Annotated in this window: 19 protein-coding genes; 10 read left to right on the forward strand and 9 right to left on the reverse strand. The window is 41.0% G+C overall.

Annotated features, from left to right (window positions below; translation table 11 throughout):
* Positions 1–61 precede the first annotated feature (61 nt).
* Positions 62–154, reverse strand: coding sequence for a YqaE/Pmp3 family membrane protein (locus CWC18_RS21865; protein WP_138589544.1), 93 nt, complete (start codon positions 152–154; stop codon positions 62–64).
* A 485-nt stretch (positions 155–639) separates the two neighbouring features.
* On the opposite strand from CWC18_RS21865, the gene CWC18_RS13985 reads away from it, so the two are divergent.
* Positions 640–945: a hypothetical protein gene (locus CWC18_RS13985; protein ID WP_138589534.1), complete on the forward strand. Its 306-nt coding sequence runs from the start codon at positions 640–642 to the stop codon at positions 943–945.
* Here the strand turns inward: CWC18_RS13985 and CWC18_RS13990 are convergent.
* From CWC18_RS13990 to CWC18_RS14000, 3 genes are all read right to left on the reverse strand, one after another.
* Positions 929–3,973, reverse strand: a complete 3,045-nt coding sequence (locus CWC18_RS13990; RefSeq protein WP_249930136.1) for an SPOR domain-containing protein — start codon at positions 3,971–3,973, stop codon at positions 929–931. The two genes, CWC18_RS13985 and CWC18_RS13990, sit on opposite strands and share 17 nt — an antisense overlap.
* Before the next feature lie 137 nt (positions 3,974–4,110).
* Complete coding sequence (locus CWC18_RS13995; RefSeq protein ID WP_138589532.1) at positions 4,111–4,875, reverse strand: hypothetical protein; 765 nt, start codon at positions 4,873–4,875, stop codon at positions 4,111–4,113.
* 114 nt (positions 4,876–4,989) lie between these two features.
* Positions 4,990–5,496 (reverse strand): hypothetical protein, encoded by a 507-nt coding sequence (locus CWC18_RS14000; RefSeq protein ID WP_138589531.1) that lies wholly within the window; start codon positions 5,494–5,496, stop codon positions 4,990–4,992.
* A gap of 498 nt (positions 5,497–5,994) precedes the next feature.
* On the opposite strand from CWC18_RS14000, the gene CWC18_RS21540 reads away from it, so the two are divergent.
* Positions 5,995–6,153: a hypothetical protein gene (locus CWC18_RS21540; RefSeq protein ID WP_249348202.1), complete on the forward strand. Its 159-nt coding sequence runs from the start codon at positions 5,995–5,997 to the stop codon at positions 6,151–6,153.
* A gap of 62 nt (positions 6,154–6,215) precedes the next feature.
* On the forward strand, positions 6,216–6,422 hold the full coding sequence (locus CWC18_RS21545) for a GNAT family N-acetyltransferase (protein WP_249348206.1): 207 nt from the start codon (positions 6,216–6,218) through the stop codon (positions 6,420–6,422).
* Between the two features lie 79 nt (positions 6,423–6,501).
* Here the strand turns inward: CWC18_RS21545 and CWC18_RS14010 are convergent, their stop codons facing one another.
* On the reverse strand, positions 6,502–7,839 hold the full coding sequence (locus tag CWC18_RS14010; protein ID WP_138589530.1) for a KamA family radical SAM protein: 1,338 nt from the start codon (positions 7,837–7,839) through the stop codon (positions 6,502–6,504).
* A gap of 152 nt (positions 7,840–7,991) precedes the next feature.
* The gene (gene bioA, locus CWC18_RS14015) at positions 7,992–9,281 is read right to left on the reverse strand and encodes an adenosylmethionine--8-amino-7-oxononanoate transaminase (RefSeq protein WP_138589529.1); all 1,290 of its coding nucleotides are present in this window, start codon (positions 9,279–9,281) and stop codon (positions 7,992–7,994) included.
* A 122-nt stretch (positions 9,282–9,403) separates the two neighbouring features.
* Between bioA and bioB the strand changes: the two genes are divergently transcribed.
* Genes bioB through bioD form a run of 4 tightly spaced genes read left to right on the forward strand, consistent with a single transcriptional unit; the run spans position 9,404 to position 13,033 of the window.
* Entirely contained in the window at positions 9,404–10,441 is a 1,038-nt protein-coding gene (gene bioB / locus CWC18_RS14020; protein WP_432760766.1) for a biotin synthase BioB, read from the forward strand.
* Positions 10,441–11,574 carry an aminotransferase class I/II-fold pyridoxal phosphate-dependent enzyme gene (locus CWC18_RS14025; RefSeq protein ID WP_138675497.1) on the forward strand — a complete coding sequence of 378 codons (1,134 nt, stop codon included), beginning with the start codon at positions 10,441–10,443 and terminating at the stop codon, positions 11,572–11,574. The genes bioB and CWC18_RS14025 overlap by 1 nt, the downstream gene beginning before the upstream one ends.
* On the forward strand, positions 11,571–12,353 hold the full coding sequence (locus CWC18_RS14030) for a methyltransferase domain-containing protein (RefSeq protein ID WP_138675498.1): 783 nt from the start codon (positions 11,571–11,573) through the stop codon (positions 12,351–12,353). The genes CWC18_RS14025 and CWC18_RS14030 overlap by 4 nt, the downstream gene beginning before the upstream one ends.
* The gene (gene bioD, locus CWC18_RS14035; protein WP_138675499.1) at positions 12,350–13,033 is read left to right on the forward strand and encodes a dethiobiotin synthase; all 684 of its coding nucleotides are present in this window, start codon (positions 12,350–12,352) and stop codon (positions 13,031–13,033) included. Before CWC18_RS14030 ends, bioD begins: the two co-directional genes overlap by 4 nt.
* Positions 13,034–13,105: 72 nt before the next feature.
* Here the strand turns inward: bioD and CWC18_RS14040 are convergent, their stop codons facing one another.
* Together CWC18_RS14040 and CWC18_RS14045 are read right to left on the reverse strand one after the other, a co-directional pair.
* Complete coding sequence (locus CWC18_RS14040) at positions 13,106–14,617, reverse strand: Calx-beta domain-containing protein (RefSeq protein WP_138589524.1); 1,512 nt, start codon at positions 14,615–14,617, stop codon at positions 13,106–13,108.
* Positions 14,618–14,821: 204 nt separating this feature from the next.
* The gene (locus CWC18_RS14045) at positions 14,822–15,022 is read right to left on the reverse strand and encodes a hypothetical protein (protein WP_138589523.1); all 201 of its coding nucleotides are present in this window, start codon (positions 15,020–15,022) and stop codon (positions 14,822–14,824) included.
* A gap of 76 nt (positions 15,023–15,098) precedes the next feature.
* On the opposite strand from CWC18_RS14045, the gene CWC18_RS14050 reads away from it, so the two are divergent.
* Positions 15,099–15,629, forward strand: coding sequence for a GNAT family N-acetyltransferase (locus CWC18_RS14050; protein WP_138589522.1), 531 nt, complete (start codon positions 15,099–15,101; stop codon positions 15,627–15,629).
* Between the two features lie 15 nt (positions 15,630–15,644).
* Here the strand turns inward: CWC18_RS14050 and CWC18_RS14055 are convergent, their stop codons facing one another.
* The gene (locus CWC18_RS14055; RefSeq protein WP_138589521.1) at positions 15,645–16,169 is read right to left on the reverse strand and encodes a TetR/AcrR family transcriptional regulator; all 525 of its coding nucleotides are present in this window, start codon (positions 16,167–16,169) and stop codon (positions 15,645–15,647) included.
* 415 nt (positions 16,170–16,584) lie between these two features.
* Here CWC18_RS14055 and CWC18_RS14065 point away from each other — a divergent pair, with 415 nt between their 5' ends.
* Both CWC18_RS14065 and purE read left to right on the forward strand, forming a co-directional pair.
* The gene (locus CWC18_RS14065) at positions 16,585–18,174 is read left to right on the forward strand and encodes an ABC-F family ATPase (protein WP_138589519.1); all 1,590 of its coding nucleotides are present in this window, start codon (positions 16,585–16,587) and stop codon (positions 18,172–18,174) included.
* Between the two features lie 225 nt (positions 18,175–18,399).
* A complete protein-coding gene (gene purE, locus CWC18_RS14070) occupies positions 18,400–18,882 on the forward strand; it encodes a 5-(carboxyamino)imidazole ribonucleotide mutase (RefSeq protein ID WP_119860601.1) in 483 nt (160 codons plus the stop codon).

Genomic DNA, 18,882 nt, shown 5'->3' on the forward strand with positions numbered 1-18,882 from the left:
GACAATGGCCGTATTAGTAACTAATATGGCCATTTTTTAGGATGTGTAAAACCTAATGAGGCTATTTATTAGCGATGATCCATACCGCGTGAACTATGCCGGGAAAATAGCCAAATAGCGTTAATAAAATGACGGTTCTTGATCCGTAACAGATGTCTAACTATTGCTTTAAGTCTTCATTGCTAAGCTTTAAAAATGTAAAAAAAAACGGCATAACAGAGCAATATTGGCTTGTGAATATTTACAACCAAGTACAAGAACGAATGGTTGTACTTATGCGAATCTGTATATTGAAAATCAGAGCACAGACTCGTATTGCCAAACAGTAACAGGCAGGGGCGTTTATTTAGTGCTTAATTTGATGGAAAGCGCGGGTATCGAACTGGTTGAAGATCACATTATTTATAAGTAAATATATGTAAATTAATATAAAGGAAAACAAAGATATGCTGTGTTTTCTTATTTGAGCGCATTTAAAGCAACATGAAACGGATAATTTGTTAACTGAAAACGCATTGATGATGCAGGGAACGTTTTGGAACTTTATTGTTGCTAAGAACCCGCTAAACTTATTCCATCAATATGATGGATAACCAGTCTATGTTTCGTCAGTCTTCAGTGTTGCTATGTTTGAGTTTAATGATAGCAAGCTTATACTTTTTAACACCTGTACAAGGTAAACAGAGCTTTCAAGCTGGAGTAATAGCGCAGGAATTACACCTCAATCATCAAATTACTCAATTAGGTGTGTTTTCGAGCTGTAAAGTGGTTAACGCCATTAAACAAGATTTAAAAAGATCTGCCTGCATGCTGTATTCAAAATCAGATAATACATGGCAGCTAGATTCATTTGGTGCAATTTGCGAAGTCCATTGCACTGACGTAAGTCATATGAGAGAAATTGATTCGTTGGTTATTTTTAATCGTATTAGTAAAGTAAATTAGCAAGTTCACCCCAAGACACCTTAGTTCGCTGCTGGTTTTTAGACAAAGGTAATGAATCACATTCATTTAAATTTGACGTTAGATGAGGGCCTGAGAGTGCAAGGTATTGTCTGTTCTTTGATTTAACTAAAAAGGCATTATCTACCTTGGTTAGCCGCGCCTGCGCGTGTTGTTTTAAAGCGGTGTGTGCATAGAGGCAAAAGAAAGTTTCTCCATGTTTACTTTTTTCAAACGTCCCTAATTTTTGCCATTCTTTTGACTGGTAACGTCGAGCATCAATCATAAAACTACCGAATAAAGATGGCAGCTTATACACAGTATTGATCATCGTCTGCGCGTCAGCTTGCGTTTTATAAGGTCCTGATATCATATAATAATTGTTGTGCGTCCGGTTTCTATAAAATTGTAATTTTGTTATATGAGCATTAAGTTCCTTGGCGACAACGAGGGCAGAGCTAAATTTTTTAAAAACCCCAAGCTGAACAAAATAATGAGAGGAAAGGGGAGTTGGCGGCGATGTGTTTTTTGGATTTTCGAGATGAGTGTTGTTCGCAGTCAAGATTATATCTCGCAGAATTAGTGTATCACCTGTTTTTGGGGTAATGATTTTTTCAGGTATATTTTGAGCCGTAAATTGCTCAATATTGAGCAGGTTTGACTCTATATGCACCGTATATGTACCAGCAGGCACATTGGGAAAATAATAATATCCGTCGTATTGGGTAATCGTTTCAAGCGGTTTTTTACCATTTCGTAGCAGAAATACAGAAACGCCCGCTGCGGGCTTACTTAAATCTGACTCTGCCACATAGACTGTGCCCTCTACTTCGTTAAATACCGTAACAGGCAAGTTGACGGTACTGACGCCACCACGGTGTGATATTGTTTTTATTTTTCCATGCGTTGAGTTCAGATAGGGGTTAGGTAGAGATCTAACATCAATTTCAAGTATTTGACCTCCGCTGCTACTGGGGAGCAGCACTTTTCCAGCTTGATTAGTTTGACGTCCTTTCCAGCGATAATTTCCAGTTAGAGCGGTGTTATCCAATGGCTCATCATGTAAGTCAAATACTTGGTTATTATTCCAGTCGATAAATGAGTGGATCTCTAATTGTCCGCTGTTAAGTGCTCTGGGCGCGTTGAAAATCAAGGCTTGCTCAACATAATCAAAGCTAAATGTTCCACTTAACCCAAAAGATACTCGCCAATCGTCTAGGCTGTCATATTGCCCTGAAAAGCTCATATTGAAATAAGGATGGCGATAGGTATATTGATGACCTAGCAGCATTTTTGCCTTGGCATTCGGATTGTAAGATAACTGTGTTTGGTTAAAGCTATTATGTGTTTGTGGCCAGCGCAGTGTACTACGAATATTTTTTAATGCGCCACTTTCTAGAGGGAGCCAATCTATTGCATTGGTCAAACGCCAGCGTGCAATATCTTGCGACCAGTAGAGCCTATTTAAAAGCGACGCTTGAGAATCATCATATTGCAATTGATTAGACCAGGTTCCCCCTAAGTAACTGCTATTAAATCCGACGGATGTAATGTTACGTGATGATGTATGCTTTCTGTGTTCGTGTAGCCACCGCAGATCCCAACTAATATTATCGGTATTGGCTAATTTACTGTTCATTGCCAAAGAAAAGCGACTTTTTAAAGGGTGAGCTTGATCAAGAAAGACGCCACTGGTGAAATCATCAATGATACTGGTTTCTAGGTTAAGGCTGATGTCGTTTTCAGTCCATTGACTGATCACCCCTCGATAGCCTGCAAACATAGCTTGACCTGCGTCAACTTGTTTGGCAATGGCTAATTTGTAGCTGCCTTGTGTCGTGATACCGTGAACGCCAAAGCGAAAATAAGGGACAAGTTTTTCGCTATTTAGCAAGGTGAGATGTGTATCAATGGTTAATGTATCGGTAAGCCCATAAGATACGCCTGAAGCAAGCATGGTTTTAAATGGCTGTGTATTTGATTGCTTGCTTTTAAATAAGTTGTGCTGGGCATCAAGTATGTCAAATTGGTAGTTGATCTGACCAGCTGCAAGCGCATTTTTACCGACAGTGACTTTTTGTACTCGGGTTATTTGCTCTCCTTGTGGGCCAAATAATTTAATTTCATACACATTATTACCATAAAATGTTTCAACATTATCAAAGCGTACAACATTGTCATTTTTAGCTTCAGAAGCGCTAATATATTGACCATTACGATACAGTTCACCAATCCAGCCTGGCAGTGTTGGCTCCTCGATTGTAATGGAAGAAAAGCTATCAGATGACTGTGGGTTTGCATTCGAAAGGGTGAACCCACGACCTTGTGTTGCAACCATTACCAATGGATCTTGACGGGCTTGAATATCGCCTAATTCATAATTAGGGCTGGTTAAAGACGTATCATTTGACAGTAAATCAACGTGCTTGCTTAACTTGAAGAAACTGTGTGTTTGGGTGTTATTTTGATTCAATCGCCATTGCGCTTGATGATTCAGCAGATCGAAGTAGCTATTGAGCCGCAATGCACTTTTCAGTTGACCTTGGCGAGCGTTATATTGTGTCGTTATATCGTATTCAGTAACCGGATAAGTAAAGTGTTGATATTCGTCATTAACACTATGATCAAATTGTACCGTTGTTTGCTGAGAGCCATTTAATTGTGCACGCATATTTGATTGAGTGGCGTCAACCAGGGTAGTGGAAAACGACACCTGCATAAGAGAGTAGTTAAACTTTGATTGTGTACCTAATATTTCATTTAAGAGTGCGAGATCGATATAATGATCAAAGTCATCCTTCACCCATAGCCAGCTGGTGGACTGCCGAGGTGTCTCCATTAATAATGTGGTGGAATAGGTTTCTTCTTGTTGTGTTAATTGAGCGATTAAAATCCCGTCATTGATGTCAATGGTAATATCGAGTGTATTATTAAGTAAACTTACCGGCATGAGTAAGCGTTTGTTTTCGGTATAGTACGCTTCCATATCAGATGTAATAGAGCGGCCATTTAGTTTAACATTGACGATCACAAAAGCCTCCTCATTGAGAGGCCATTGAACGAGTGGATTTAAGGATTTTGTTTGAGCCAAAGCAGTAAAGCTACAAAGCAAAATACCAATAACCAAAAGCAGACGCATGCTAAAACGCGCGGTAACTATGCTTATAACTAAAGTTGCATAGGGACTTCTAGTTCGATGTTACCACCATATTGTGTGCTTTCTTGGTAGTGTATTGTAACTGGGCCTTGAACTGGTGCGTGCAACGGAATGAATACTTTCCTACGAGAAAGCGGCGTATATACGCCGACGTTACGCACTTCACCTACGACCTGTTCATTCTCGTTTAATACCGTAAAGTTGCCATATAAAGACCGGTCACCAGACAATGTTTGCCATAGCATTACAGTTGGACGGCCATTTTGAGTGACAAATTGTGGGTTCACTAATGCTGAGTCTGCAGTTAAACGACCATGTCTTACAATAACAGGGACACTATAAGCGACCTTAGGTTTTATACTGATCCCTGTGGCCGACGGTTCAGACGACTCGGATGCGATAATACGCAAAACAGCACGATATTCACCGTGTGGTAAATCTGCCTTTTTACGAACGGTCATACGAATTGCTTGAATCTGCTTTGGGGCGATATTGCCTCTGCGCGGTGAAAAACGCAGCATACTTTTTGCTGAGCGCTCTGTGACTTCAGATAGAGGGACATCTATTAATGCGCCATCTTCTGTCATGTCTTTGTGGGTTAGCATGAGTTTAAAGTCAAGGCGTTTATCTGATGTATTACGGATCATCAGGGCATTATTTTTAGTTTGATTATCAAAATATAATCGATATTCAGATAGTGCTAAATTGGCGAATACGTTATGTGAAAAAAAGACAAGAACAAAAAGCCACAGCTTGGTGATGTTTTTTCGGATCATGATACAGCTTACCGACTCGAATAAATGAGAATAAGATGAGGTGGAGCGATGCTCCACCAAATAAGTATTACTTGGTTAGCTAAAAATCTAGCTTATAAAGTTAATGTGGGCTATTTATTGAAATGACACATCGACGGTATAATCAACACTGTAGTCGGCACCTGCAGTTAGCGCGGTGTCTACTGACATTTGGCCGTATACGTTAATGGTTATGTCAGATGCAGAGCCATCCGTTGTGAAAGCAGTTGCAACGCCGTTTGCCGTTGTTTCTGTCGATGTACCATCTGTTGCGGTTGTGGCAGGTGCGAATGTTAAATTTGCACTTGAACTGCCCGATACCGTGATATTCATTGCTGAGTTAGGCGCAAGTCCTGATACCGTGATCCCACCGAGTTGAATGTTTGCATCTGATGCATCACAGTCACCTGTTACTGCACCTGCATTATCCATGGTACATGTTGAACCAGATGCAAGACGAATTTTACCAAAATGCAGCGCATTTGTTTCTGCAAAAGTAGGTTCACTCCAACCGTTTATGCTGGCTTGAAATGTTTGGTTTGATGCAAATAGCGTTGTTGATGAAAGCGCGAGTGCTGCTGATACAAGTATTTTTTTATTCATATTGTTTACCACAATTATTGTTGCTCTTTAATGTTCACATCCATGTAGTAAACTTATTGCCATTAAAAGAATAAGTTTTTGAGTCCTTAAGGTGTAATTTAACCATAACTTGATGTAGATCAAAATATTTTATTTTTACATTAAGTCGGTTTTTGAAATAATTTTGTAACAATGCAAGGGGTTTAACTCGTACTTTAATCTTAAGTTTATGTTTTATATATATTCTAATAATCATAAATGTAATCAAAAATTAGTATCTCAATTCGATTAAAATTTTACAATCAGCACCGTTTTTATTCTTTATGATGTACATTCATTGAAATTAATCAATTAGTTGTAGATGGAAATATCAATATTTAGCAATTGGCATCTAACTCTATATTGCAATAATAAATAGTTTCTAATCATATTGGAGTACGCGAATTTGTATTTTTGGGTACGTGTAAGTATTGATAGTATGACTGCATATTGTGAACAGAATTAGCACAAGGCGTGAGGATGATAAGATTGGCGATAAGAGAAGATCTAAAGGGGGTGCTGGCGCTCTATAAAGAACTACGACCACATGATGTGGAGCTTGAAGCGCAGTTTGCAAGAACAAAATGGGGCGAACTAATAGATGAACCGACGATGTTGCTGAGCGTGATAGCGAATTAGCATTAACCTGTGCTCTGGGTTTAAATCGCAGTATTGCAAATGAGGCACGACCTTTTGGGATCATTAAACATGTTGATACCAGTCAGAATTTTCACAAGCAAGGGTTAAGCCGAAAAGTACTTGAGTATGCGCTCAAACTTGCATGGCAACATGATTGTGCAAAAGTGATGGTGTTATCTGGAGAAGCGCTCACATCAGCACATCGGGTTTATGAGTCGGTTGGGTTTAAAGGTGGGATAGAAAAAGGTTTTGTTATAAAACCTGCTTAATTTTATGTTTATTGATAGAGTAAAGTGACCTACGCAATGAGGTCACTTACTATTTTAATCACGTCTCGAAGCAGCGTGTTTACATCGCGTCGTATTCGTCTTGCCAGAAGAATTTTTCTTCACCAAAAGCTGGAACTAACCCATCAAGCCAGGTGGCTTTTTCATCATATTTAGCAAAGAATGGTCGTTGAACCCAGTCTGGGTTTCGAGCTTGTATAAAGCGCAGTACAAACACTTTTTCGCCATTTATTTCACTCACGCCAGACACTTCAACTTTACCGGGGCCTGCGCTCATTGAAGGTCCACGCACAGTTCGGCTTACACCCGATACTTCTTTATAAGCCTCGCGGAAAATTTCCCAATTCTTATAAAGTGGTAACTCGAAATAACGTTTAGCGCCCGTATCACGTTCAATGAACATGTAATACGGGATCATGCCCATTTGTGTTTGCTCTTTCCACATCTCTGACCACATTTTAGGGTCTGTATTAATGTTGTTAAGCAGGGGAGCCTGTGTTCTGATCTGAGCACCCGTTTGACGAATTAAGCGAATCGCTTCTTTGGTAACCTCGGTACGTAACTCTTGCTTATGGTTGATATGAGCCATAATAGAAACATGTTTACCGGCATCTACCAACTCTTTTAATAGCACGAGTAATTCTTGGGCATCAGGGTCGGTAACATAACGGAATGGCCAGAATGTCAGGGATTTAGTCCCGATCCGAATCGTTCGAATGTGATCGAAGCGTGGCTCTTTTAATGCCTCTAGGTATTTACGTAGCTTAACAGTTCGCATTACCATAGGATCGCCACCGGTCATGAGTAAGTCAGTGACCTCGGTGTGCTCAGCCAGGTAGTTATGAAGTAAGTCTTCATCATTGTTATTAAAGCGTGTTGCTTTGCCAACAAACTGCGCCCAACGGAAACAGAACGTGCAATAAGAGTGACAGTATTGACCTTGTGAAGGGAAGAACAACACGGTTTCTTTATATTTATGCTGAATACCATCAACGCGCTCGCCTTCGTATTCAGGGACATTTTTTTCCATTTGCCCAGCAGGGTGCGCATTAAATTTCTGGCGAAGCTCTGTTGCTAAATTGAATACATCTTCAGGGGTATGCTCACGTTGCAGTAAAGCGGCCATCTCATCATATGATTCATCATCGAGCATACCTCTTTGAGGAAAAGTAAGCTGAAAAACAGGATCATTAGGGACTTTGTCCCAATCAATCAATTCTTCAATAACAAAATTATTCACCCTAAATGGGAAGACATTAGCAACAACCTTCATTTCAAAACGAAGGTGTTCAGGTAGTTTGTCCAGTTGTTCAATCTTGTCAATTTGACGATGTTGATAAACGGTGAATCGAGGCGCTTTATACGCTTCGACTGGCTGCAATTTGACGGTTTGTTGCATATTTGCCCTTTTTTGGCTTGCTACATTAAAAAAAGGGCGTAGTCTATCAGGTTTAGGAACAAAGTTCAGTTTGAATACGAATATTTGCAATAATTTAGATTTAAGACCTGTCAGGTGTCAGTATTTATAGCCCTTGCCCACAGCATAGCCTGTTAATACTGTTGTTGCACGATTGCCGCGTAAATACCATTGCATAAGGCGGTAATATGTTGGTCAGAGGTAATATATGGCGGCATGATATAAATAAGTTTACCAAACGGTCTGATCCAAAGCCCTTGGCTAATAAAGAATTTTTGAATTTTAGCCACATCAATGGTGCGATTTACTTCGACAACACCTATCGCACCAAGGATTCGTACATCCTGAACCTCATCTAACTGTATACACTGTGTTAAAGCTTGCATGGCTTTGCTAATGCGAGTCACTTGCGCCTGCCAGTCATTTTCAAATAATAGTTCTATGCTGGCAGATGCAACAGCGCAGGCTAATGGATTACCCATGAAGGTTGGTCCATGCATTAATACTCCCGCACTGCCTTTACTAATTCCTAATGCAATATTATCGGTCGTTAATGTTGCTGAAAGTGTCATCATTCCGCCAGTAAGCGCCTTACCAATACATAAAATATCAGGGCTAATATTGGCATGTTCACTGGCAAATAACTTACCTGTACGACCGAACCCCGTGGCTATTTCATCTAAGATGAGAAGCACATTATATTCATCGCACAATGCTCTTAATTTTGCTAAATAGGCGGGATGGTAAAAGTTCATTCCTCCTGCATTTTGCACGATGGGTTCTATTATAAAGGCAGCAACTTCATGATGATGTTGCTTAAAAGTCAACTCCAATTCGAGTAGCTCTTGCTGGTTTACATCACCCGCGATAGATGCACTCGGCGCTGGAACAAAAATATGCTCAGGTAAAAAGCCTTGATACATGCTATGCATAGAGTTAACTGGGTCACATACACTCATCGCAGCAAAGGTATCACCATGGTAACCTTTTTTAGCGGTCATCAGTTTGCTTTTAGTATGCTGGCCTTGACTGAGCCAATATTGCAGGGCCATTTTTATCGCGACTTCAACACTAACTGAACCACTGTCGGCTAAAAACACCTTTTGCAGAGGAGCAGGGGTGATCTCGACCAGCTTTTTACACAGTGTTATTGCGGGTGCATGCGTAATACTGCCAAACATGATGTGGCTCATGGTGGTCGCTTGCTCTGTGATTGCATTAACCAGTTTGGGGTGATTGTAACCGTGAATCGCACTCCACCAGGAGGCCATACCGTCGATCAGTTGTTCGCCACTTTCTAAGTAAAGGTAAGCGCCGTCTGTGTGACTAACAGGGTATACCGGGAGTGGGTCAATCATTGACGTGTAAGGATGCCAAATATGCTTTTTATCAAAATCTAAATCTATTGTATTATTTTTGCTCACTTGTAAACCTTGGTGGTTGCTTAGTCGTTGACAATACTACGCCACTGCGTAGACTAAGCCAATGACCGTCAAGCTAAGTGCACGTTATTTAGACACTTGTAACAAGAATAAAGAGAATTAATATGATCACAGTTCGTCACGATTGGACACATAAGGAAGTAAAAGCATTATTTGAAATGCCGTTTAATGATTTACTGTTCCGAGCTGCGAGTATTCACCGCGAAAACTTTAATCCCAATGAAGTACAAATCTCAACACTACTTTCAATTAAGACCGGTGCGTGCCCAGAAGATTGTAAATATTGCCCGCAATCGGGGCACTATAAAACGGATCTTGAGCGTGAACGCTTGATGGAAGTTGAAAAAGTAGTTGAACAAGCTCGTTTGGCCAAGAACAAGGGCGCTACGCGTTTTTGTATGGGCGCAGCATGGTCAGATCCTAAAGATCGTGACATGCCATACATTGAAAAGATGGTAAAAGAAGTCAAAGAGCTAGGCTTAGAGACTTGTATGACCTTGGGTATGCTAGATAATGATAAAGCACACTCTCTAAGAGAAGCAGGTCTAGATTATTACAACCATAACCTTGATACATCGCCAGAATACTATCAACAAATAATCACTACACGTACTTATCAAGATAGATTGGATACCATTGATAATGTGCGTGATGCCGGAATGAAAGTGTGTTCAGGTGGTATTGTCGGTATGGGTGAGCAAGCATCTGACCGTTTTGGTTTGTTGATCCAGTTAGCAAACCTTGAGCAACAGCCAGAAAGTGTGCCAATTAACATGTTAGTTAAAGTAAAAGGTACACCATTAGAAGATGTGGAAGATTTAGATCACTTCGAGTTTATTCGTACTATTGCTGTTGCGCGGATCATGATGCCATACAGTTATGTGCGTCTATCGGCGGGTCGTACCGCGATGAATGAGCAGATGCAGTCTATGTGTTTCTTTGCTGGAGCAAATTCGATTTTTTATGGTGATAAGCTACTAACCACAGAAAACCCAGAAGCAGATGCTGATATGAATTTGCTGAAGAAGCTCGGTATGAAGCCTGAAGAGCGTCATGATTATTCAGACGAAGCCTATGAAGCCTCGCTATCATCCGCAATTGCAGATAAAGCCACATCAGAGTTATTTTACGAAGCAAACTAATGGCGTTTGAATTTATAAAAGACAGTGTTCAGCAGCGACGTGATGCGTCGTTGCTTAGAACACGTATTTGTGTTGAAGAGGCTAATGCACGGCATATCGTTGTTAACTCAAAGCAGTATATTAACTTTGCCAGTAATGATTATTTGGGCTTAGGTGACTGTGCACTTGCAGCAAGTGGTGAGTCAGGTAGTCGAAGCTCTTCTTTAGTGACGGGTTATTTAGCGATTCATAAACAACTAGAAAAAAAGCTGTGCGATTTGTTGGGATATGATGCTGCATTGCTTTTTAGCAGCGGGTTTAGTACCAACAGTAGCGTACTTAAATCCTTGTTTAGCGAGCAGAGCGTTGCGAAAGATAGCGTCATATTTCAAGATAAGCTTAACCACGCAAGTTTAATTGATGGAGCTTTGCAAAGTGGTGCGAAACACATACGCTTTAATCACAATGATATGAATCATTTACACGCTCGATTAGAAAAGAGTCATGTCACCAACAAACTCATAGTCAGTGAAGGTGTGTTCTCAATGGATGGAGACACTGCCCCCATAGATCAATTAAGTGCGCTAAAAACGCAACACAATGCGTGGCTAATGATTGATGATGCGCATGCATTTGGTGTGGTGGGTGAACAAGGGCTCGGGAGCGCCGCTGGTGCGAATAAACCAGACATACTGGTGATAACATTTGGTAAAGCGATGGCAAGTCAAGGCGCAGCGATACTAGCGCACCAAGACATTGTTGACTATCTACTGCAAACTAGCAGAGAGTACACTTATTCAACTGCGCTATCGCCCTTAATGGCAAAGAGCGCATTGACACAACTTGATAGGCTCATCAATGCAGACGCACAGCGTCATGCTTTGCAATCAAATATTACGTTGTTCAAAACACTGTGTGCAAAAAAAAGCATCCCTGTGTTGGCATCAAACACGCCGATACAACCGATTGTCTTAGGTTCATCAGAAAATGCATTGCAAGCGCAGATGGCGCTTAAGTCACGCAATATATGGTTAACTGCGATAAGGCCGCCTACTGTGCCTCATAATACTGCGCGTTTAAGAGTGACGATCACGGCGGCTCATCAGGCTGAAGATGTAGCGCATTTGGTGAACAGTTTAAGTGACGTATTATGACGATCTTGTCTGTAAATAATGAATTTAATAACAGTGTGAAGCAACATACAGCCCAGTGCTTTTCAAGGGCGTCGGGCCAGTATGGTCAATATGCAAAAGTACAAGCCAAGGCAGCGCATTTGTTATTGAGTATGCTGCGAACTGGTAACAAGAGTTTACTTGATTTAGGATCTGGGCCACTTTTACACCAGCAGACATTAGCGCACTATGCTGACTCTATCGTTAATATGGATTTAAGTCACTCAATGCTCATGCAAGGAGAAGTGGGTGATCATCGCATATGTGCTGATATGGATAATTTACCATTCCAATCTCAGGTATTTGACGTTGTTTTCTCAAACTTTGCCATTCAGTGGAGTCAAAATCCAGCTAAACTATTTGTTGAATTAGCGAGGTTATGTAAACCGAATGGGCAAGTTGTGTTGTCGTCGGTATTGACCGGTTCCTTATTTGAGATAGATATCGCTTGGCATGCACTCGATGGTAGGGCACATGTTAATCCATTCTTAGCATTATCGACATTGCACAGGCATGCCATAGACGCGGGTTTTGACGTACGTACTATGACACAGGAATGTTTTGTTGATGAGTATCCTGATGCAAAGGCTGCGATAAAGTCGATAAAGCAAATTGGTGCAAACCAATTGCAAACTGGGCGTGCTAACAAAGGGTTGATGGGCAAAGCAGCTTACACTAAAGTTCTTAATAATTACCCTTTAACAAATGGGTGTGCACCCGTTACCTATCAAGTTGCATTAATGGAGTTAATAAAACGATGAGTGCATTTTTTATTACCGGCACCGACACCGAAGTTGGTAAAACATATGTCACGTCGTTATTGCTAAAATTTTTGACTAAACACAAACGCCAAGCCATTGGTTTTAAGCCGATAGCAGCAGGCGCAGAAGAAGCGTTTGGTCAGTTAGTGAATGACGATGCTTTGAGTTTGATGGAATGTGCATCGACTCATGCGAAGTATGAGCAAGTTAACCCATTTTGCTTTGAACCACCAATAGCGCCTCATATTGCGGCTAAAAGGGCAGGTATTGAAGTGACGGTAAAGCAGTTACAGCATCATTATCATGCGCTAGCTACGTTAGGTGCGGAGTTCACGTTGGTAGAAGGTGCGGGTGGTTGGGCACTGCCGATTAACGATACCGAGTATATGTATGATTGGGTTAAGACCGAGCAGCTGCCTGTTTTGTTAGTGGTCGGAATGAAGTTGGGCTGCTTAAATCATGCATTATTAACAATGCAAGTTTTAAAAATGCAAGGGGTGAAGTGTGTTGGCTGGGTCGCTAATCAAATTGACAAAGATATGGCGGAATTTGATGAGAATTTAGCGACGCTCAGGCAGCGCATCGATGCGCCATTACTGGCTGTTGCACCTTACACCGAAGACACACCTAAACTGCAAATTCATGCAGCGTTAACAGATCTGTTTGGGATCACACTGTAAAACTATAAAAAGCCAAAGTGTTCCGTTTACTTTGGCTTTGCTTGCTACATGTCGGAGATAGGAATTACACGGTTAGTTACACCCTTTTTGTACCGTTTGGGTTGTTACTCGAACAGCAAAATCATTGTAATCACTGTCGTTTTCATCTTCCCAGTATTGTACATTACCGCTTTGTCTCATATTGGTCGTCAGCTGGTTACTATTCCCTTTTATGGCTAATACATAAGTAATAGAGCTTGACTGTAATACGTCGTAACTGCCGCTTGCGCCATATTCATCAAGTAACTTCACATAACTTCCATTGACCTTAACGCCCCAATCATTATTGTAAAATGAGCTTTCAGAAACAAATTGGTAGTTTATCCGAGTGTAATTTACCGGAGTACAGGCTTCATCGTCATTAATGATAGTTCCACTGGCGCTGCTTTGGCCTGTAACGCCTGTTTGTGCGGTGGCATTGACGGTTAATGTTTTGTCTGCGCTGTGTACATCGTTATCAATTGTTTGAATGGTAACGGTCGCGCTTGTTTGACCTGCAGGAATGGTTACGGCACTCGTTGTTAATGTGTAATCACTTGGCGACGTTGTGCCATCTGTTATAGATAAAGCCACCGTGATATCTTCATTAAACGTCGCGCTGATGGTCGCACTGTATGTGAGCGTACCACCTTCAACAACCGAGTCTGTCACTGGTTGTAACGAGAACGACGGCTTTGGCACGGTGCCACACTGTGCATTGGTGTAACAGGCAACGGGTTGGTTGGTGTTAGTTGCTAAGTCGTTTAATCTAACTGGCACGGTTGCCACAAGACATGTCGACCCTGTACTCGGTTCTAAGACATATAACTGTGACTTATTAGCGTGACCGTGGTCGTTGATCAAGGTGCGGCTGATCATCACATCGCCCGCTTGGTTAAGGGTTGCACCTGTCACTGAGGTTAGCCCATGGCTAGAAAGCAAGCTTAATGAGTAGTTACTGCGGTTTATTTCATAGGTTGAACTAGAAGTCACAAGAAGCAATTTAGCATCTTGGATAACTAGGTCGCCGCGGTATTTTCCCGATACACCGCCAAGTGAAGCAAGCTCGGTTGCTTCGCCAGTCTCCTTGTTAATTTGATACAGCTTATTGTAACTATTAGCGAGTAAAACGTCATTTTGACTATCATAAACCATCCCAACGACGGACTTAGTTGTTCCCACGGTGGTATGACTTTGGCTCGTGAAGTCATAGTAGGCGAGTTTGGTCGTTCTATATTTTTTACCTTTAATTGGTAAGTGCGCTAGTTCATCAGCACTGATAGCAAGTCCACTGATGTCGACTTCATATTCTGTGGGACGGGGTGAGGCCACATAGTACATTCGATTAGTAGCGCTGTCGAACGCCAAAGCGCTAGAACTAAATTTAGCAACAGAGTTGGCTTGTGCAGTTTGAGCTTCTTCATTTAAGCTAAATAATAAGCCTAAATCGCCACGACCAGCATTAATGCCATAGAGCTCACCCTGACATTCGTTTGCATACCCGGAGGTAGAAATACTAATTGCGATCAATGAAAGTGCGGGTAAAGTTAGTGAAGTTTTTAGCATGGTGCAATACCTAAGGTAGTTCATCCCGAACAGCTAATACAACACAAAGTAATGTCACATCCGATCCATATAACAGATATGATTTCTTAATCCTTTGAGGCGAGTGCTTCCGTTATTGACTTTGCAATCTTAGGCTATTATCTACATCACAAAACAATTTATCAACATTTATTTGGTACTAAAGGGTTGGTTTTTTTAGTTGGGTTAGTCATTGTTGTTCATTTTTAGATAGTTAGGGAGCAGCTCTTCTACAATTTTTTTTGCAGGGATGGTATAGCGTACCCCGTTAAACATGACTGATGTCTGTTCGTCGATACCGGTGATCCCAGTTAATGTCCAACCTTCACCTTTTTCTGGACAAAATACTTTCGTGGTAGGTTGGATCACTTCAAATTCTTCAGACATTGGGTTTCCTAGATAGACTGACTTTGCGCGGATAGTTTATACTAATTTTGAAAATTTCCAATCAGTACAATGTAAAATGAACCTTGAATCATCGCGTTTATTATTTCGGCCAATTTCATATCGAGACACAGATGTACTATTGAGCATTCTTAATGATCCTCGTGTAGCGCAATACAACGATTATGGTATGTGTTTATCCCGTGATGAAATTAAAGCCCTGATACAGTGGGACTTAGAGCAAATGTATCTTGGTGTTGGTACACGTTACGCTATGTTACTTAAGCCATGCAATACGTTCGTCGGTACGTTGGGCATCTATGATCATGATAAATTAAGCAACACGTGCCATATTGGCTTTGAGCTGTCCAGTATGTATTGGGGAAGGGGGCTTATGTATGAAGCACTAGACTGCCTAGTGCAAACTATACAGCACGGCAATACCCTGTTTCATGGTAACTTGGTTATATCAGCCAAAGTGGCACGCAATAATGCGCGGTGTGCACAGCTCTTAAACCGGCTTCAGTTTTACCTTGTTGAGTCACAAGACGCAGACAAGTCAGATCACCACCATTATCAATTAAGAATACAGTGTAATTCTCTGACATGAGTTTAATCCTTCTCTTTATTTTTGAATTAAGTGTAATTTGTTACTCAGTACACGGACCATCTCATCAGCTGTCTGCGCTTCGTTACAGAGGCCTTGTAACAGCGTCATAAAGTAACAATCCATCATGATATTTGCTTGAGCTGCATCATATTGCGTCTCTGAGTAAAGGGTCAGTTTAAACGCGTCTAATTGGTCGACAAAGTAAGCTTGTTGCCAAAGAATACAAACAACGAGCTCTTTACTAAATTCTCTATTTTCTAAGTAAAAAGCATATAGGTGCTTAGCGTAGTGGCGCAGCTTTAATCTTGGCGTATGGTGAGTATCTGACAAAGCAGCATTTTTAATGACGTCTTCGATTTTACGATACATTGCTACTTTAAGTATTTCGGCTTTGGAAGGAAAGTGACTAAAAACAGTGCCGGTTGCTACACCTGCTTGCTGTGATATTTGCCGAGTAGTGGTTTCATGATAGCCATACTCATTAAATAAATTCCAGCTAGCATCTAGAATAGCTAAATATGTTTTTTCTCTTTTATTCATAACATTACCCATATATGTCTGCAAATATACTAGCACTATTTTTGATACAAGCACATATTTCGCTTGATTGTGAGCGTGCTCAATTATTATAATGAGCGCGCTCAATTTATAAGGACGTGTTATGTATAAGATATTAGGTTACTTACTGTTTTTACCCTTTATAGGTTTTTACTCTTTTATACTGGGGCCCATTTTAAAGCTGGTTTTGCTACCAGGGGGGATGTTGTTGTTTTTACTCATTCTGGGTCCAACGGATTTTATGGCGCATATCAGGGCTGCTTACCCGCAACTGAAAAATAGCCAGAAAGAGGATAAAGCCGTAACTTCTCCCTGAACATCGTGGTTTTACGCGCGCGTTTAGTTTAAAATCAGGCTCTGATGAAATGTAAATTCAGATAAATCTGAGGAGCCTGTTATTTTAAGCGCAGCTAACGTCACCATGCAGTTTGGTGCAAAACCTTTATTCGAAAATATCTCTGTAAAATTTGGCGATGGTAATCGTTACGGCCTGATTGGGGCAAATGGTTGTGGTAAGTCGACATTGATGAAGATCCTGGGTGGCGAACTTGAAGCCAGCGCCGGTAACGTGAGTGTGTCACCGAACACCCGTCTAGCTAAACTAAATCAGGACCAATTTGCATACGAAGAATACTCTGTTGTTGACACTGTTATCATGGGTCATAAGGAGCTTTGGAGCGTAAAGGCAGAGCGAGATCGTATTTACTCTTTGCCTGAAATGAGTGAAGAAGATGGTATGAAAGTCGCTGATCTTGAAACTGAGTTTGCCGAAATGGACGGTTATTCAGCTGAAGCAAAAGCAGGTGAATTGTTACTTGGTGTTGGTATTCCCACTGAGCAGCATTATGGCTTAATGTCTGAAGTGGCACCGGGTTTTAAATTACGAGTGCTGTTAGCACAGGTACTATTTGCTGATCCAGATATCATGTTACTTGACGAACCGACCAACAACTTGGATATTTATACAATCAAGTGGCTTGAAGATATTCTGAATCAGCGTGATTGCACCATGCTAATTATTTCTCACGATCGTCATTTCTTAAACTCAGTCTGTACACATATGGCAGATATTGATTACGGTGAATTGCGTGTTTACCCAGGTAACTATGATGAGTACATGTTTGCGGCAACGCAGGCGCGTGAAAAGCTACTGAGTGAAAACGCTAAGAAAAAAGCACAGATTGCTGAGTTGCAACAGTTTGTTTCGCGTTTTTCTGCAAATGCTTCTAAAGCAAAGCAAGCGACATCACGAGCTAAACAAATTGATAAAATTCAACTGGATGATGTAAAAGCATCGTCTCGTCAATCTCCATTCATTCGTTTTGAGCAGTCAAAGCAATTATTCAGAAATGCACTTGAACTCAATAAAGTGGGTCAAGGTTATGATGAGTTATTGTTTTCAGGTCTGGAAGGTTTAGTTGAAGTCGGCGAGCGCATAGCTATTATTGGTGAAAATGGTGTTGGTAAATCAACGTTATTGCATTCTTTGGCAGGTCGACTAGACCTTAAAGAAGGTGACTTTAAATGGTCTGAGAATTCAAATATCGGTTATTACGCTCAGGATCATGCCGAAGAATTTGATAAAGAAATGACGGTGTTTGAGTGGATGGAGCAATGGCAACAAGAAGGCGATGATGAGCAAGTTATTCGTAGCTACTTGGGCCGTATGCTGTTTTCTCAAAATGACATTAAAAAGTCAGTTAAAGTACTCTCTGGTGGTGAACAAGGTCGAATGCTTTTTGGTAAGCTAATGATGTTCAAACACAACATGTTGCTGATGGATGAGCCGACTAACCACATGGATATGGAGTCTATCGAAGCACTTAACTTAGCATTAGAGCAGTATGAAGGCACTTTGTTCTTCGTGTCTCACGACAGGCAGTTTGTGTCATCGCTCGCGACGCGTATTTGGGAAATCAAAGACGGGAAAGTGATTGACTTTAGAGGCAGTTACGAAGAGTACCTTGCCTCACAAGAGCAGCCATAACTGAACGAACCGCGCTTTTGAGCGCGGTTTTTGGTTGGGTCGCAGTTAATTTTATTGCTTTTTATAAGATGCGCTGTATTTCATAAAGCAGTAATAACAATGGTATTAGCCCTATAGTTAGGTATAATACCGCGCAAAAATTAGCATGGTTTTGAATACCCCAAAGTACATTCAAAACTGTGATTTATATCGTATCGTTCAATTTACTACTACCGAGGATTTACTATGACGGTTGGCATTATTATGGGTTCAAAATCAGATTGGCCTACCATGCAACATGCAGCAGATATGTTAGATAAGTTTGGCATTGAGTATGAAACAAAAGTTGTTTCAGCGCACCGTACTCCTCAACTTTTGGCTGATTATGCATCAACCGCTGCTGAGCGCGGTATTAAAGTCATTATTGCCGGCGCTGGTGGTGCTGCACACCTTCCTGGTATGGCTGCGGCTTTTACAAGCCTGCCAGTGTTGGGTGTACCAGTTAAATCTAAAACATTAAATGGTGTTGATTCATTACTTTCGATTTGCCAAATGCCAAAAGGTGTTGCTGTAGGAACATTGGCTATTGGTGATGCTGGTGCAGCAAATGCTGGATTACTCGCTGCACAAATATTGGGTTGTCAGCAACCAGAAATATTTGACAAGGTTGAAGCATTCCGTAAAGAACAAACGGAAACTATTTTAGCTAACCCAAATCCAGCTGAATAA

The sequence above is a fragment of the Pseudoalteromonas aurantia genome (assembly GCF_005886875.1).
GTDB lineage: Bacteria > Pseudomonadota > Gammaproteobacteria > Enterobacterales > Alteromonadaceae > Pseudoalteromonas > Pseudoalteromonas aurantia_A.

Bases quoted from the DNA above. Each gene is read 5' to 3' on its own strand.
- CWC18_RS14050 (WP_138589522.1), top strand. From the start codon at position 15,099: ATGAACCTTGAATCATCGCGTTTATTATTTCGGCCAATTTCATATCGA.
- CWC18_RS14040 (WP_138589524.1), bottom strand. From the start codon at position 14,617: ATGCTAAAAACTTCACTAACTTTACCCGCACTTTCATTGATCGCAATT.
- CWC18_RS13995 (WP_138589532.1), bottom strand. From the start codon at position 4,875: ATGATCCGAAAAAACATCACCAAGCTGTGGCTTTTTGTTCTTGTCTTT.
- CWC18_RS14000 (WP_138589531.1), bottom strand. From the start codon at position 5,496: ATGAATAAAAAAATACTTGTATCAGCAGCACTCGCGCTTTCATCAACA.
- CWC18_RS14055 (WP_138589521.1), bottom strand. From the start codon at position 16,169: ATGAATAAAAGAGAAAAAACATATTTAGCTATTCTAGATGCTAGCTGG.
- bioD (WP_138675499.1), top strand. From the start codon at position 12,350: ATGAGTGCATTTTTTATTACCGGCACCGACACCGAAGTTGGTAAAACA.
- CWC18_RS14045 (WP_138589523.1), bottom strand. From the start codon at position 15,022: ATGTCTGAAGAATTTGAAGTGATCCAACCTACCACGAAAGTATTTTGT.
- CWC18_RS14025 (WP_138675497.1), top strand. From the start codon at position 10,441: ATGGCGTTTGAATTTATAAAAGACAGTGTTCAGCAGCGACGTGATGCG.
- CWC18_RS13985 (WP_138589534.1), top strand. From the start codon at position 640: ATGATAGCAAGCTTATACTTTTTAACACCTGTACAAGGTAAACAGAGC.
- bioB (WP_432760766.1), top strand. From the start codon at position 9,404: ATGATCACAGTTCGTCACGATTGGACACATAAGGAAGTAAAAGCATTA.
- CWC18_RS14030 (WP_138675498.1), top strand. From the start codon at position 11,571: ATGACGATCTTGTCTGTAAATAATGAATTTAATAACAGTGTGAAGCAA.
- CWC18_RS14010 (WP_138589530.1), bottom strand. From the start codon at position 7,839: ATGCAACAAACCGTCAAATTGCAGCCAGTCGAAGCGTATAAAGCGCCT.
- purE (WP_119860601.1), top strand. From the start codon at position 18,400: ATGACGGTTGGCATTATTATGGGTTCAAAATCAGATTGGCCTACCATG.
- CWC18_RS21540 (WP_249348202.1), top strand. From the start codon at position 5,995: ATGATAAGATTGGCGATAAGAGAAGATCTAAAGGGGGTGCTGGCGCTC.